Below are 12,920 nucleotides of genomic sequence, written 5' to 3' on the forward strand. Positions count from 1 at the left end.
CAAACCCTGACGATTTGCTAAACTTTCTCAAAACGATAGGTACCACCTCCAAATTGAAAAATAAGACGCCAGGTTACTTGCCCCTGAGACCAGGAAATATGACCTGGGGCCACATAGCCACTGGGCTTAATCACGACTTTTGTTGTTTGACCAATTTTGCTGTTGTCTGGATAAAAAAGCACTTCTTGACCAATCACCAAGCGGTCTGATTGAAAATTGAGAACACTTTCAATCTCTTGTGCTTGTGCTAATAGACGGGCTCGTTGAAAATAGGCAGCAAATTGCTGTTGAAAATCTTCAAAACTCTGCTGATTTTGCTTCGGTCGTAAGGCCAACCCAAGTCCGAGCAAAAGTGATACCAGACTGAGGGCAATCACGGATTCGACCAAGGTAAACGATTTAAATTTTAGCTTCATGACCTGCAATTACAATTTTCAGTGCCTTAACTTTTTCAAGCTGTTCCTTGGTCAGGTAGTTTTCCTTTGCTAAATCAGCCATTGTGACCTGTTTCTTTTCTGGGTGGTCATTAACGTACAAATCAACCTGTGTCTGTACAGTAGCGACCATTGCCTTTGCATGAGTTTGCTGCGCCTTATCGCGTTGTTGCGTTAAGTTTGGCAAAATCAGCAACATCAACAGACCGATAATAAAGAGCACAACCGTCGCTTCAATCAACGTGAATCCTTTTTGTTTCGTTAGTACTCGTCGGTTTTTAGCACGAATTGCAGCATAGCAAGCCTTTGATTGACTAATTTTACGATGGTCCCGTTTCAGCCAAAAGCGTTTATAGGGTTGACAAATAGTCTTTGGGTTACAAGCATGAATGGGCCGTACTTGATTAAACGGAAAGTTTTGATAGCGACAGCCATTTCGCGGTCTTCCTGAAAACCGAGATTGTCCCCCAATTCGAGTTTGTGCGTGCTTAGCAAGGTCCAGTGTGTGCGTCATAGCGACATTCCTCCTAAATTTTTATACAGCGGTAATAGCATTGCGAGGTATAACAAAACAATAGTTAGCCCAATCAGGGCAAAAAAGAGCGGCTGAATTAGACCCAATAATTGACTAGTTTGGCGATCAAACCGTTGAAATTCGCTCTTAGCATAATAAGTCAAGTAGGTACCAAGTATCGGTCCAGTAAACCCTCTGTCTAAATAAGTTGCTAGTGACTTTTTCAAATAGCCCTGCTCATTAATCCAGCTTTGCAAAGTCTGGCCACTCTGCACGGCTTCTTGGGCCCGTTTAGCAATGGCCACAACTAAGCCATTTTTCTTAGTGGCTAAAGCAGCAAAACGGTCAATCACATTTGGCAACGTGTGTCCTGCTAACAACAAAATCCCAAGATGCTCCGCTAACAAATAAGTTAAGAGTGTCTGCACGAGTGTCCCTAAAAAGGGCACTCGAGTGAAAACTTGGATTCGTTGCAGTGGTGATAAATGCTTCAGCCAAAAAAGCAGGACAACCATCATGGCTAAAAAAAACACAAAGAAAAAGACTAAAACATGCAAAGAAAAGAGAGCAGGATTGCTGCCTGTGCCCTGGCTTCCCTCTTGCCCAGCCGACAAGGCATGAAAAATCGGATAAAGATACGTCTCCATCCCCACCACCAGGGATAGCAAAAAGACCAATAAAATCACCGGATAAGTTAAAATTTGACGGAACCTTTGCTTATAGCGCAACACATGATCAAAGTTGCTCGCTAACGCTATCAGCGTTTGGTCAAAATTACCATGCGACTGCCCCAAATCAAGATAAATTCCAATCGAAGGAGTTAAAACCATTCCCAAACTAGTAGCTAATGGATGACCATGTTCCAACTGGCCTCGGATGGTCAATAGCCGTTTCTGCCAGCTTGGATGTGCACTCGCTAAAACATCGAGGCTCAGTGATAAGGCATAACCAGATGCCGTCAACTCCCCAAGTTCGGCTAAGAAAAGAACTTGGTCACTTTCGGCAAAGCGATTTTTTCGTTTTCTACGCATCGATTAAACCTCCTGATTTTCTTGTTGATAGCGCTTTAAATTTTCTGCATAGGAGAGATGACGAATCACTTCACCCGCCCTCCAATTAACCACCCCGCAAACAACACCTAACTGACCATCTAATCCCGGGAGCAAACGCTGATAAATCGTTTTGACCAAGGCTTGATTCAGTAATTGATGGTCAAGACCGAGGTTTAACAAACGATCGAAAACAGCAAGCTCCGAATTAGCATGCAGAGTGCTTAAAACCAAATGACCGGCTAAGGCCGCTTGCAGGGCAGCCTGAGCAGTTTTAGCATCACGAATCTCACCAATCACCAATAAGTCCGGCCGATGGCGCAAAGCCACCTTAATTAAGGATTGGTAATCGATCCCAGCCTGTTCGTTAACTTGTAATTGCAAAAAGGCTGGCTGATAAATTTCAACTGGATCTTCGACTGTTAAAACGACTTTCCCTGGTGACCAAGCTGCCAACAAACGATAAAGGGTACTGGTTTTGCCTGATCCAGTGGGGCCGGCGACCAGATAGAGACCCGCAGTGATTTTTTCAGCTACTAAATCTTCAAATACAGCTGGGTCAAACCAGCGATTTTGCGCTAGATTCGGATAAATTAGCCGTAAAACGGCACTCTCTTGTCCCAAAAAGTCGCCAACGGTTGAGACACGGACAAAGCCCCGGCCAAAATCAAAACGGCCCAATTGTGGACGTCGACTTTCAGCCAAATTTAAACCTGCCCGGTACTTAATCACGGCCAAAACCCGTTTCCCAAAGTCCGCTTGCATCACTGCGAGGGTTCTGACTACGCCCAGAATTTGCCCACGAACCTGATAATCATTGCCCTCTGCTGGTAAAAAATAAAAATCAGCTACCTTTTTCGTCTGTCCCCAGGTTAAAACGGCTTGAATCCAATCCGCGGGGTCTGCCCGTTCATGTTCTGGCCAATTGGCCATTTTCTTGATCATGGTGTCCTCCCTTCGTTGCTAGTGAATAAGACGACCAGTTCAGTAAAAAATTGCTCAACCAAAAAAGCTGTTGACGTGGCCAATTTTCCATCATTCCTTGTCCGCTCGAGCAGGTTAGGCAAGGAACCTTTTTGTAAACAAAAAAGACCGAATCCAATGAATTCGATCTTTTAGATAAACATAATTAATTCTTACTGCTTTTTGCTTGGTTCAGAGCGGCTGCAAAAGTATTTTCCAACAGAGTAGCGATGGTCATCGGACCAACACCACCTGGCACTGGCGTAATGAAAGAAGCCTTCTTTTCGGCTGAGGCAAATTCGATATCACCCGTGGTCTTCCCGTCGACGACGTTCATCCCGACATCAACCAAAACAGCACCATCTTTAATTTGGTCACCGGTAATAAAGTTGGCAATCCCAACCCCAACGACCACAATATCCGCATTTTGGAGGGAATCCAAAAGCATTTCACGTGGGGTGTAACGGTGAGCCATCGTTACCGTTGCATTCGCATTGTTTAACAAAGCAGCCATTGGTCGACCAAAAAGCTGAGACCGGCCAACAACAACAGCCTTCTTGCCATGTAAATCAATGTCATAATGCCTCAACAGCGTCATCACTCCTTGTGGAGTGGCAGCCACAGCGTATTCGCCAGGTTGGTCACCAAAGAGCATCCCTTGGTTGAAGGCCCCTAATCCATCAACATCCTTTTCAGGGGCGATGGCTGAGAAAACCTGTTGGTCATTGACAGTTTTTGGCAATGGCGCTTGAACCAAAATACCAGTTACACTTGGATCTGCGTTCAAATCTGCTACAATCTTTAAGACGGCTTCTGTTGTCACATCGTCAGCAACCGCAATATCCTCAGTGGCAATACCAACCTTGGCTGCTGCTCGTTGCTTCATGCCAACATAGAGACGTGATCCATCATTTTTTGGATCGAAAACAACCGCTAACTTTGGACTCAACCCCGATTCCTTGACCTTGTCCGCCAGTGCGATTTTGAGGTCCTTCGAGAGGGCCTTTCCGTCTAAAATAGTTGCCATTACGTTTCTCCTTGCTCCTGATTTTCCGAACGTTTTATTATAAAATATCTTTGTAAGACAATTTTATCAGAATAAAACCGTTTTTTGTTTACAGAAAGGTAATTTTTTTCATGTCTGACAACCGTATTTCTTGGGATCAATACTTTATCGCACAAGCCGCCATCCTGTCCACCCGGTCAACTTGCACTAGACGTCACGTTGGCGCCATCCTTGTTAAGGACCATCGCATTATCGCCTCTGGCTACAACGGGGCCGTTTCTGGCACCCCTCACTGTACGGAAGTTGGTGACTATGTCGTCGATGGTCACTGTATTAGAGCCGTTCATGCCGAGCAAAACGCCTTAATGCAGGCCGCCTCGATGGGCATTGCCGTTGAAAGATCAGAAGTCTATGTCACCGATGTTCCCTGCGTGCAGTGTACAAAACTCTTGCTTCAAGCCGGCATTAAAAAGATTAACTTCATGCGCGACTATCACAATGACGAATTTGCCGAGTCCATCTTAGAAGAAAAAAATGTTGCCTTAGTCCAAGTCCCCTTTGAAGAACAGACAGCTGAGCAAATTAACCTCACTCAATTTATTCAAGACTAGACCCAAGAAAAAGCCAGGAGTACTCTTGGCTTTTTTGCTATACTGAGAAGGATAATTTTTTATTAAAGGGGACTAATCATGAGTCAAAACGAACAAACATACCTCGATATGGCGGCTAAAATTTTAAACGAAGGCCACTACAAGGATGATCGAACTGGGACCGGAACCTATTCAATCTTTGGGACACAGATGCGCTTTGACCTCCAGGAAGGATTTCCTCTTTTAACCACTAAAAAAGTTTTCTTCAAGCTGATCAAATCAGAATTGCTCTGGTTCTTGCGCGGTGATAATAACATCCGCTTCTTGTTGCAAAACAATAACCATATCTGGGACGAATGGGCCTTTAAAAACTGGATTGAGTCTGACGAGTACAGCGGACCGGACATGACTGATTTTGGCTTGCGGTCACAAACCGATTCCCAGTTCAATGCTCTCTACCAGGAACAAAAGGACATCTTCGTCGACAAAATCTTAAACGATGATGATTTTATGGAAAAGTACGGTTATATCGGTGAAGTTTACGGTAAGCTCTGGCGGTCATGGGCTTCAGTTTTGCCCGAAGGTGGTACCACAGACCAAGTTAGCAACTTAATCGACCAAATCAAGAACAATCCGAACTCTCGGCGTTTAATTTTGTCTGCCTGGAATGCAGAAACAACTCCCCAGGCACCATTGCCTTCCTGCCATGTCTTATCCCAGTACTACGTCAGCGATGGTAAGCTCTCCGCACAACTTTACCAACGCTCAGGTGACTTTTTCTTAGGCGTTCCCTTCAATATCGCTTCTTACTCGCTGTTGATTCACATGATTGCTGCTCAAACTGGTCTGGAAGTTGGTGACTTCGTCCACACCATCGGCGACACACATATCTACAAGAACCACATCGACCAAGTCAAAGAGCAAATTAGTCGACCAATGCATCCATTGCCAAAGCTTTGGCTGAACCCTGAGGTCAAGTCAATCTTTGATTACACCATGGATGATATTAAAATTTTGGATTATGAATCAGAACCGGCTATCCGTGGTGCGGTTGCGGTTTAAGCCAAGCTAAGCACTTTCAATTATTAGAAAACAAAACGGCAGTGACCATCTGCTTTTGATGGTCACTGCCGTTTTTATTGTTCTTTAGGGCTGCACTGATTTTTCATCACGCTTTTCACGGGCAATATCCCGGTCCATAATTTTTTTCAAATACTTTGCCGTATAAGATTCGGTATTTTTCGCAACCTTTTCCGGTGTCCCAGTGACCAGAATCTTACCACCACCGGCACCGCCCTCTGGACCCAAATCAATCAACCAGTCAGCTGATTTTATCACGTCCAAGTTGTGCTCGATAACGACGACCGTATTGCCGGCATCAACCAAACGGTTCAAAACCGTTAGCAATCGAGCAATGTCATCGGTATGCAAGCCAGTTGTTGGTTCATCTAAGATATAAATCGTCTTCCCGTTTGTCCTTCGGTGTAATTCGGAAGCCAGCTTCATTCGCTGCGCCTCACCACCTGATAGGGTTGTTGCGGACTGACCTAATTTTACATAGCCCAAACCAACATCATTAATTGTTTGCAAACGGCGCGCAATTTTTGGAATTGGTGCAAAGAAATCGAGGGCTTCCTTAGCGGTCATATCCAAAACTTGAGAAATCGTCTTATCCTTATAAGTAACTTCCAAGGTTTCAGAATTGTAACGAGTACCACCACAGACCTCACAGGCTACGTAAACATCAGGTAAAAAGTTCATCTCAATCTTGATGACTCCATCACCACGACAGTTTTCACAACGGCCTCCCTTCGTATTAAAAGAAAACCGTCCCTTAGAATAGCCACGGAGTTTAGCCTCATTTGTCTGGGCAAACAACTCGCGAATATCGTCAAAAACACCTGTATAAGTGGCAGGGTTTGACCGTGGCGTTCGACCGATTGGCGATTGGTCGATATCAACTACTTGTTCGAGGTTTTCAATTCCTTCAACCGAGCGGTAAGCACCAGGCTTATTTGAATTCTTGTTGAGTTTTTGCTTCAAAACCCGTTTTAAAATGGTATTGACGAGTGTCGACTTGCCCGATCCAGAAACCCCCGTTACGGCCACAAACTTGCCCAGTGGGAACTTCGCCGTAATGTTTTTCAGGTTATTTTCCTTTGCTCCTCGAATGACAATTTCTGCTCCATTACCCTTCCGACGAGACTTTGGTACTGGAATATACCGCTTCCCCGAAAGGTACTGACCCGTCAAAGATTTTGGATTCTGCATGACCTCGGTCGGTGTTCCAGCAGCCATAATTTGGCCACCAAGTGACCCAGCACCAGGGCCGACATCAATGAGGTAGTCGGCCGCCTCCATGGTATCCTCGTCGTGTTCCACGACAACCAACGTATTGCCCAAATCACGCATTGACTGCATTGATGCTAAGAGCTTGTCATTATCGCGCTGGTGCAAACCAATCGATGGCTCATCCAAAACATAAAGAACCCCAGATAGGTTGGATCCAATTTGTGTTGCTAAACGAATTCGCTGAGATTCACCACCAGACAATGTCGCTGCAGAACGAGATAGCGTCAAATAATCAAGGCCAACCGACCGCAAAAAGCCAAGTCGATCTTGAATTTCTTTTAAAATTGGTTGAGCAATTTCCTGGTCCTGGGGGCCAAAGGTTAAATTAGCAAAGTATGCTAGCTCTTCATCAACTGGCAAATTAGTGACATCACCAATATTGCGACCCCCAACCTTAATCGACAAGGCCGCCGGATTTAACCGGTATCCATGACATGCTGGACAGGTTAATCGCGTCATGTACTGGGCCATTTGGTCACGAGTAAAGTCAGAGTTGGTTTCCTTATACCGCCGGGAAACGTTATTCATCACCCCTTCGAAAACCTGATCAGCATCACGAACGCCACCAAAATCGTTTTGAAAATGGAAATGGAATTCTTTTTCACCCGAACCATATAAAATCAGGTCTTGGTCCTTCTTTGATAAGTCCATGAAGGGCACATTTTGGTCAATTCCAAATTGTTCACAGAACTGTTCCAACAATGCAGGATAGTAATTGGAAGAAATTGGGTTCCAAGGCGCCAGAGCGCCCTGTTTCAGCGTCAAAGTATCATCAGGCACAACGAGGTCTAAATCAACCTCCTGGGTTGCCCCCAGTCCCTGACAAACTGGACAAGCTCCCATTGGTGCGTTGAAAGAAAAGAGTCGCGGTTCCAACCGGCCAACCTTAAAATCTTTCAGGTCACCCAAATAGTGGTCTGAGAACCTCAATGGCGCGGGAACCTCCTCATCACCACGGCCAACTGGTTCCAAAACGACTAATCCCCCCGCTAGGTTCGTCGCTGCTTCAATTGAATCAAAAAGGCGCGACCGAGCATCAGCCCGCAACACAATTCGATCCACCAAAACATCAATATCATGGAAGCGGTTGCGTTCCAAAGCAAGGTCATCAACTGTATCAAGTTCGACAATTTCACCATCAATGCGAGCCCGTAAATAACCCTGCTTTTGCATCTGAGCAAAGGCCTTTTCATGGGTGCCCTTCTTGTGTTTAATAATCGGTGCAAAAACCTGCAGACGGGTCCCCTCAGGTAACGCTTTTTGAGCGTATTCGACCATTTGATCGATCGAATGGAGAATTTTCGTCCCATCCTTTGGATCGTCAGGTTTCCCTACTCGAGCAAACAAGAGGCGGAAGTAATCCGAAATCTCGGTTACTGTCCCAACCGTTGACCGTGGATTATTCGAAGTTGTCTTTTGATCAATGGAAATGGCCGGTGAGAGGCCGTCAATCGAGTCAACATCAGGCTTATCCATCTGTCCCAAAAACTGCCGGGCGTAAGCGGACAATGATTCCACGTAGCGTCGTTGCCCCTCGGCATAGAGGGTATCAAAAGCTAGAGAGGACTTTCCTGATCCCGATAGGCCAGTCACAACCGTGAGGGATTCCTTGGGAATATCAACATCAATATTTTTTAAGTTATGGGCACGAGCCCCGCGAATTTCAATTTTATCTTTCGCCATAAAATCCTCTTTCATGGTCAAACGAGCCAAAACCCGCTTGGCAAGTTCACCCCTGTTTTATCACAGCGGTGACTAGAGACCAACCCTTTACCGGCCGGCCCGTTTCCTCAATTTCATAATATTATCGCGAATTTTAGCAGCAGTCTCAAAGTCTAAGCCCTTGGCTGCAGCCTTCATTTGGCTAGTTAGGTTTTCCAAAATTTCAGTCTGGTCTGACTTTGGCAAATCAGCAAAGTCAACTTGGGTCAAGTCAACGTCTTCAACTTCTTCAGCCGCCTTGCTTGCACTAATTAAGTCGCGAATTTCTTTTTTAATTGTTTGTGGCGTGATGCCATGTTCCTTGTTATAAGCCATCTGAATGTCACGACGACGAGCCGTTTCATCCATCGCCTCCTGCATCGCCCTTGTCACCTTATCGGCATACATAATCACGTGGCCGTTTGCATTTCGTGCAGCCCGACCAATTGTTTGAATCAACGAGCGAGGATTACGCAAGAAACCTTCTTTATCAGCATCCAAAATGGCTACCAAAGAGGTTTCGGGGACATCAATCCCTTCACGTAACAAGTTAATACCGACGAGCACATCGTACTTTCCCAATCGCAAATCACGGATAATGGCCGTTCGTTCAAGCGTCTTAATATCGGAATGCAGGTAAGCTACTTTAATACCAACGTCCTTCAAATAGTCCGTCAAATCCTCTGACATCCGCTTTGTCAGCGTTGTAATAAAGACGCGCTCATTGCGCTCTACCCGCAGGTTAATTTCACCGACTAAGTCGTCGATCTGCCCCATCACTGGGCGGACTTCAATCTCCGGATCGAGCAAGCCGGTTGGCCGGATAATTTGCTCAACAATGTCACGTTTGGGTACCCGAGAAAGTTCGTAATCACCTGGCGTGGCCGACATATAAATGATTTGATTAACATGTTTTTCAAACTCTGGTAATTGCAGAGGACGGTTATCTAATGCTGAAGGGAGACGGAAACCATAATCAACCAAAGTTTGCTTTCGAGCACGGTCACCATTGTACATTCCGCGCACCTGTGGCATCGTCACGTGACTTTCATCGACAACAAGCAAAAAATCATCGGGAAAGAAGTCAAGAAGGGTAAATGGTGGTTCCCCTTCTTTGCGTCCGTCCATCCAGCGCGAATAATTTTCAATTCCAGAAGTAAAGCCCATTTCATTCAACATGGCGAGGTCATATTCGGTTCGTTGCTTAATCCTTTGGGCTTCAAGAAGTTTTCCTTCTTTTTCAAATTTCTTGACCTGGTCTTCCATTTCCTGGCGAATACCAATCAGGGCTGCCTTCATCCGTTCATCATCAGTCATAAAGTGTTTAGCCGGAAAAATCGCCACATGGTCGCGTTCAGAAACAACTTGACCCGTCAAGGCTGAGATTTGTCGAATGCGGTCAATTTCATCGCCAAAGAACTCAACTCGCATGGCCAGCTCATCCTGGGAGGCCGGGAAAATTTCAATCACATCGCCGCGCACCCGGAAAGTTCCACGCTGAAAGTCAATATCGTTTCGAGTAAATTGAATGTCAACCAGGTCGCGCATCAATTGATTGCGACCATATTCGTTACCGACCCGCAAGGAAATCACGTGGTTTTGGTACTGGTGCGGGTCACCCAAACCAAAGATTGACGAGACTGAAGCAACAACAATCGTATCATTACGCTCAAAAAGTGAAGCGGTTGCCGAATTACGCAATTGGTCAATTTCGTCATTAATCGCGGAATCCTTCTCAATAAAGGTATCTGAAGAAGGAACATAAGCCTCTGGCTGGTAGTAATCATAATAAGAAACAAAGTATTCAACCGCATTATGTGGGAAGAATTCCTTTAATTCTGAATAGAGCTGACCAGCCAGGGTCTTGTTGTGTGACAGGACCAAGGTGGGCTTATTGTTTTGAGCAATCACATTGGAAATTGTAAATGTTTTCCCAGTTCCCGTTGCCCCGAGCAAAATTTGCTCCTTGACGCCATTTTTTAAACCCTTCACGAGTTTATCAATCGCTTTCGGCTGATCACCAGTCGGTTGGTACTTTGAAACGACTTCAAAGCTTTGATCTTTTTGCGGTGTAATCAAGATAAATCCTCCTCGCCTGGTAAAAAAATCATTCAGGAATATTATAACAAATATAACAAAAAACGAACACATGTTCTATTACTTGAACGTGTCCGTTTTCTTGTTTTGTTTTTTATTTCAACTCTGGTGCATCAGTCTTATAATCTGCTACAGTCGATTGGCCGTTACGTAAGGCTAAAATCGAAGTTGGACTCGACGACTGACTCGCCTTCAATGCTTTCAAGGTATTGGCCCTCGTATAGTCGTACGATTTTTTATCAATTTGGTGGAAGTTCCAACGGTTCTTATCAAAGCGAAGCAAATCACCTGTAATTACCTTATCCGAATTTGATAGCGATTCATCAACGTATGATTGCACTCGCTGCGCCGTTGCCTTTAACGCTGGATTATTATCGATTGACAATTTCTGACCAGTCTTACTATCGAAGTACTGGTTCTTATACTTTGTATAAGTTGGTGTCGTCCAATCACCATCACGGAAAGCAACAATTTGTGGATTTTGAGTTGACAACAAATCGTGACCGAACATGGTCATCCCTTCTGTTGAAACCCCCAAAAGGTTCATCAAAGTTGGCATCATATCGATTTCACCACCGTAGGTATCGTTGATTCCACCCTGCAAGCCAGTTGCATGAATCATGAATGGCACCTTTTGGAATTGGGCCAAGTCGTAATCGCTAACAGAAGTCTTACCCAATAATTTCGCAATGGCAGGCTTATGATTTTCAGAAATACCATAATGGTCACCGTACAAAACAAAGACAGAGTTATCGTACAAGCCAGCCTGCTTGAGATAAGCCATCAGTTCACCAAAAGCCTGATCAAGATAGTGCGCTGTTTGAACATAACCATCAACTGTAGTGTCACCAGTCTTTGTAGCTGGGAAATCAGTATCTTCCTTATCAATTTCATATGGGTAGTGGTTCGTCACCGTAATTAACTTGGCATAGAATGGCTGTGGTAACTGTTCGATATACTGAGCAGTATCCTTCAAGAAAATCTTATCCTTCATTCCATAACCAACGTTATAACTTGGCTTATCGCTATCCTTATAGAAGTTCTTTGAGAAGAAATAATTATAGCCAAAGGACTTATAAGTATTGTTTCGGTTCCAGAAGGTTGGCACATCACCATGAAAGGCGGCAGAAGTGTAGCCCTGTTGGCCTAGGATGGCCGGTGTCGCCTCAAAGGTATTGCTGGAACCGTACTTGGTCATTGCTGATCCGGTTGAAAGTCCGTACAAGGAATTTTCCTGCATCATTTCAGCATCAGATGTCTTTCCTTGTCCAACTTGGTTGTAGAAGTTATCAAACGAAAGGGTATTTTGATCGTGGTAGAAGGCGTTTAAGTTTGGTGTTACTTCGCGACCATCAACCTTGTAATCAATCAAAAATTGCTGGAAAGACTCAAGGTGAATGACGAAGACATTCTTCCCCTTTTCGGTTCCGGTGTATGAAATATTGGCCGGCACTGAATTTTGCTTCAAGAAATCTTGAACCTTTTGTAAATCAGCGGCACTGGCTTCTTTACGAGATTTCGTTTGATTATTGGTCTGCCAGGCATTAAAGGCAGCGTATTCATTTAAGCCTAAGTACTTGACAATATAGTTGTTATCAAATGAGCGCGTCAACAGGCCCGATCGGTCAACCGAAGCTACACCGAAATCGACCAACATCAAGACAATTCCTAAAATAGTTGTCAAAATCGCATAACGTTTTTGAATCGCTTGCTTATCAATCGGCCAAAACTTAAAGAGTAAGAGGACGGCCATCACAATCAAGTCGACATAGACTAAGAAATCAGTTGGGCGAATAATGGCTGCAATTGACTTGCCCAGGTTATTTCCCGTTGATGAACCAGATCCCATAATCCCAAAGGATAAGAAATCAGAAAACTCACGGTAATAAAGGATATTAGCAAAGAGCCAAAGGGTCTGAATTAAGTTCATCACCCAGGCTAGAATATAAGCCACTTTCCCGCGAAAATAGAGTGCAATCCCGAGCAAAATAATGGCCGTCGGGATTGGATTCAAGAACAGCAAGAAATCCTGAATTGGTCCTTGGGCACCCAAAGAAAAATTGATGTGGTAATTAATATAAGTCTTTAACCACACAAAAAAAAGGTTCAAAACAAAAAAACCACTAATACTAGTCCAAAAGTCCTTAGTATTCTTCATCTTTTGCCAGAGTTTTTTTGGCTTGAATTCATTTTTAAGACGAGCTAACATATTGG

Annotated in this window: 10 protein-coding genes; 2 read left to right on the forward strand and 8 right to left on the reverse strand. The window is 44.5% G+C overall.

What is annotated here, in order from left to right:
* Positions 1 to 17: 17 nt before the first annotated feature.
* From ACSYSH_RS03195 to ACSYSH_RS03215, 5 genes are all read right to left on the reverse strand, one after another.
* The gene (locus ACSYSH_RS03195) at positions 18 to 416 is read right to left on the reverse strand and encodes a hypothetical protein (protein ID WP_252773595.1); all 399 of its coding nucleotides are present in this window, start codon (positions 414 to 416) and stop codon (positions 18 to 20) included.
* Complete coding sequence (gene comGC / locus ACSYSH_RS03200) at positions 400 to 723, reverse strand: competence type IV pilus major pilin ComGC (RefSeq protein ID WP_252774427.1); 324 nt, start codon at positions 721 to 723, stop codon at positions 400 to 402. Before comGC ends, ACSYSH_RS03195 begins: the two co-directional genes overlap by 17 nt.
* Positions 724 to 944: 221 nt before the next feature.
* Complete coding sequence (locus ACSYSH_RS03205; RefSeq protein ID WP_491702395.1) at positions 945 to 1,979, reverse strand: type II secretion system F family protein; 1,035 nt, start codon at positions 1,977 to 1,979, stop codon at positions 945 to 947.
* Positions 1,980 to 1,982: 3 nt separating this feature from the next.
* On the reverse strand, positions 1,983 to 2,942 hold the full coding sequence (locus ACSYSH_RS03210) for an ATPase, T2SS/T4P/T4SS family (protein ID WP_489815928.1): 960 nt from the start codon (positions 2,940 to 2,942) through the stop codon (positions 1,983 to 1,985).
* Positions 2,943 to 3,126: 184 nt separating this feature from the next.
* Entirely contained in the window at positions 3,127 to 3,987 is an 861-nt protein-coding gene (locus ACSYSH_RS03215) for a bifunctional 5,10-methylenetetrahydrofolate dehydrogenase/5,10-methenyltetrahydrofolate cyclohydrolase (RefSeq protein WP_252773592.1), read from the reverse strand.
* Between the two features lie 110 nt (positions 3,988 to 4,097).
* On the opposite strand from ACSYSH_RS03215, the gene ACSYSH_RS03220 reads away from it, so the two are divergent.
* Both ACSYSH_RS03220 and ACSYSH_RS03225 read left to right on the forward strand, forming a co-directional pair.
* The gene (locus ACSYSH_RS03220) at positions 4,098 to 4,577 is read left to right on the forward strand and encodes a deoxycytidylate deaminase (RefSeq protein ID WP_491702394.1); all 480 of its coding nucleotides are present in this window, start codon (positions 4,098 to 4,100) and stop codon (positions 4,575 to 4,577) included.
* A gap of 78 nt (positions 4,578 to 4,655) precedes the next feature.
* Positions 4,656 to 5,618 carry a thymidylate synthase gene (locus ACSYSH_RS03225; RefSeq protein WP_252773590.1) on the forward strand — a complete coding sequence of 321 codons (963 nt, stop codon included), beginning with the start codon at positions 4,656 to 4,658 and terminating at the stop codon, positions 5,616 to 5,618.
* An 84-nt stretch (positions 5,619 to 5,702) separates the two neighbouring features.
* On the opposite strand, the gene uvrA is transcribed toward ACSYSH_RS03225, so the two are convergent.
* The 3 genes from uvrA to ACSYSH_RS03240 form a co-directional block, all read right to left on the reverse strand.
* Complete coding sequence (gene uvrA, locus ACSYSH_RS03230; protein WP_489815929.1) at positions 5,703 to 8,591, reverse strand: excinuclease ABC subunit UvrA; 2,889 nt, start codon at positions 8,589 to 8,591, stop codon at positions 5,703 to 5,705.
* Positions 8,592 to 8,678: 87 nt separating this feature from the next.
* Positions 8,679 to 10,688, reverse strand: a complete 2,010-nt coding sequence (uvrB, locus tag ACSYSH_RS03235; RefSeq protein WP_489815930.1) for an excinuclease ABC subunit UvrB — start codon at positions 10,686 to 10,688, stop codon at positions 8,679 to 8,681.
* A 112-nt stretch (positions 10,689 to 10,800) separates the two neighbouring features.
* Positions 10,801 to 12,915 carry an LTA synthase family protein gene (locus tag ACSYSH_RS03240; RefSeq protein ID WP_491702393.1) on the reverse strand — a complete coding sequence of 705 codons (2,115 nt, stop codon included), beginning with the start codon at positions 12,913 to 12,915 and terminating at the stop codon, positions 10,801 to 10,803.
* Positions 12,916 to 12,920 lie beyond the last annotated feature (5 nt).

The sequence above is a fragment of the Fructobacillus sp. ESL1117 genome (assembly GCF_058508565.1).

Bases quoted from the DNA above. Each gene is read 5' to 3' on its own strand.
- ACSYSH_RS03195 (WP_252773595.1), bottom strand. From the start codon at position 416: ATGAAGCTAAAATTTAAATCGTTTACCTTGGTCGAATCCGTGATTGCC.
- ACSYSH_RS03205 (WP_491702395.1), bottom strand. From the start codon at position 1,979: ATGCGTAGAAAACGAAAAAATCGCTTTGCCGAAAGTGACCAAGTTCTT.
- ACSYSH_RS03210 (WP_489815928.1), bottom strand. From the start codon at position 2,942: ATGATCAAGAAAATGGCCAATTGGCCAGAACATGAACGGGCAGACCCC.
- ACSYSH_RS03215 (WP_252773592.1), bottom strand. From the start codon at position 3,987: ATGGCAACTATTTTAGACGGAAAGGCCCTCTCGAAGGACCTCAAAATC.
- ACSYSH_RS03220 (WP_491702394.1), top strand. From the start codon at position 4,098: ATGTCTGACAACCGTATTTCTTGGGATCAATACTTTATCGCACAAGCC.
- ACSYSH_RS03225 (WP_252773590.1), top strand. From the start codon at position 4,656: ATGAGTCAAAACGAACAAACATACCTCGATATGGCGGCTAAAATTTTA.
- uvrA (WP_489815929.1), bottom strand. From the start codon at position 8,591: ATGGCGAAAGATAAAATTGAAATTCGCGGGGCTCGTGCCCATAACTTA.
- ACSYSH_RS03240 (WP_491702393.1), bottom strand. From the start codon at position 12,915: ATGTTAGCTCGTCTTAAAAATGAATTCAAGCCAAAAAAACTCTGGCAA.